The organism is Rheinheimera sp. (assembly GCF_036568245.1).
Taxonomy (GTDB): domain Bacteria; phylum Pseudomonadota; class Gammaproteobacteria; order Enterobacterales; family Alteromonadaceae; genus Alishewanella.
This window is the reverse complement of the sequence record NZ_DATCSY010000262.1, coordinates 1-2,122: the sequence shown is the minus strand read 5'-3', so window position 1 is coordinate 2,122 and position 2,122 is coordinate 1. Positions and strand designations below refer to the sequence as shown.

Here is a 2,122-nt window from a genome sequence, read left to right as displayed (position 1 = left end):
ATGATAATTACGGCCATAAAGTTGGAGATCAGATCCTGATTGAGCTGGTGCCGGTATTGCAATCTATGCTGCGCCAGAGCGACCAGGTTTTTCGCTTTGGTGGTGAAGAGTTTGTGGTGTTGGTTGCCGATATTAAGCAGGCAGATCTGGAGCGGTTGGCTGAGAAGCTCCGGGCAGGTGTGCAGCGCAAAATCATACTGCCCGATGGTGCGCAAATCACCACCTCTATCGGTGTGGCGATGCAAAAAGCTGATGAAAGCTGGGAAGCCTGGTTACACCGCGCTGATCTTGCCTTGTATCAGGCGAAACATCAGGGGCGTAACCGGGTGGTTACCGCTTAGTGACACCAGTTATTGTTATCAAGATAGGGTTGCAATACCGGCGCCAGGCTGTTCATTACCTGTAGTGGTAAAGCTGATGTAAAGCTAAATTGCTCGGCGTCAGCGTCAGGCACATAAGCTGTTAAAACCCCAAAATGCTGATACCCCAGATAAAATGCAAAGGTTGCAGTACGGTTTAATGCTTTTGAACTGACATGCTGACCTCTGGCATTTAACTGCACCAGCCGGTTATCGCCGGTGCCGGTTTTACCACCAATGACGACATTGGCACTGTTGTAGGCGGTATGTAACCGTCTGCCGGTACCCACCGACACAACCTGCTGTAATGCTGAACGCACTGCGGCGGCGACTTCAGGTTCCAGCACTTGCTGTGCTTGTGGCGGAGAGCGATCAAAATGTGTTTCATAAGGCGTATCAGAGGCAAACGCCAACTTCTCTACGCGAAACACCGGCAAACGTTTACCGTCGTTGATAATAATGCCAATAAGCTCTGCCAGTGCCGCTGGCCTGTCCCCGGAGCTGCCAAGGGCTGTCGCCAGTGATGGCACCAGATAATCAAACGGATAACCCAATCGTTGCCAGCGCTGGTGTAAATCCCAGAAGGCTTCTATCTCCAGCATATTGCGGATACGGTTATCGCGTGCGCTGCGAAAACGGGTTTTAAATAACCACTGATATACTTCCTGCCGCACGTCGGCACTGTCGGTAATTGCTTGTTGCAAATTAGCCTGCGGATTCTGCTGCAGATAGGCAAGCAGCCATAATTCCAGAGGGTGGCTACGCGACAGATAAGCACGGTCAGGCAGGTTAAAAGCCCCCGGTTGATACTTGTCATACAGTTTCAGGCTATCAGCTTCAGTAACATCGTTACCAAATTGGGCCCTTAGCATGGTATCCAGTTTGGCTGGCGTGCTGGCCGGATTAATATAAAGGTAGGCAACAGCAAGGCGCTCCGGCGTCTGCCGGCTGCTGCCAACATACAGCTGCATGCGTTGCTCTGCCGTACTGTCTTTATATTTTTGCCAAAAGCGGCGGATAAAAGTGGTGCCTTCGCGGTCGGCAAAACGGCGTAAATATTGATCTCGACGTGGGTTGTCGTCATCAGCCAGCAATTGATAACTGCTGTTTTCGCCATGATAAATGCTGTAGTTGACAATATCCTGCAGTAATCTGACAAAAGGCAGATTAATCGATTGCTGCAGTGCTTCGGCAATCGACGGTGTCATGCTGTTTTCTTCTTTACGAAAGTTATTAAAGGTGTGCAGGCCACCGCCGGTATAGAAACTTTCTTTCGGATCTGCGCTGTAACGGCGCTCCAGTGCCGCTTGTAACAGAGTATCCAACCGGGTATTCGGATGTTCAGTCAGGTAACTGATGACCCAGCTGGTCAGGTGGTCCTGCGGGGCTACATTCACAAATTGCAGGGTATCAGTATCTTCTTCAGCGTAAAGCCGGTGCAGCTCAGCGATAATCTCCAGATACGTGACCAGTACCCTCAGTTTAGCGGTAGAGCCAAGCTCGAGTTTACTGGCATCATTCATATCAAAAGGCTGGTCAGTATTATCCGTCTGTACCCGCACTTTGTTGCCATTGTCTGTGCGCTGATACAGCGTAAAACTGTACTTTACCTTCGCTTGCTGGCCGCTTTGCAGCAGTCGTTCGGCAAATAAGCCGGCTTTCTCTGCTTCATCGTAGCGACTTAATGCGCGCAAATGCCGGCTGATATCCTGTTGCAGCGGAAGGTGCAGGGTGGTCTGGGCTGTCATATCAAGCCGGTCGAG

2 protein-coding genes are annotated in these 2,122 nt (G+C 50.8%); one reads left to right on the top strand and one right to left on the bottom strand.

What is annotated here, in order from left to right; translation table 11 throughout:
* The coding region (locus VIN66_RS11910; RefSeq protein ID WP_331924189.1) for a GGDEF domain-containing protein at nt 1-341 on the top strand (341 nt) is incomplete at its 5' end.
* Here VIN66_RS11910 and VIN66_RS11905 read toward each other — a convergent pair.
* Nucleotides 338-2,122 (bottom strand): penicillin-binding transpeptidase domain-containing protein (locus VIN66_RS11905; RefSeq protein ID WP_331924188.1); only part of this gene is annotated, 1,785 nt, incomplete at its 5' end. The two genes, VIN66_RS11910 and VIN66_RS11905, sit on opposite strands and share 4 nt — an antisense overlap.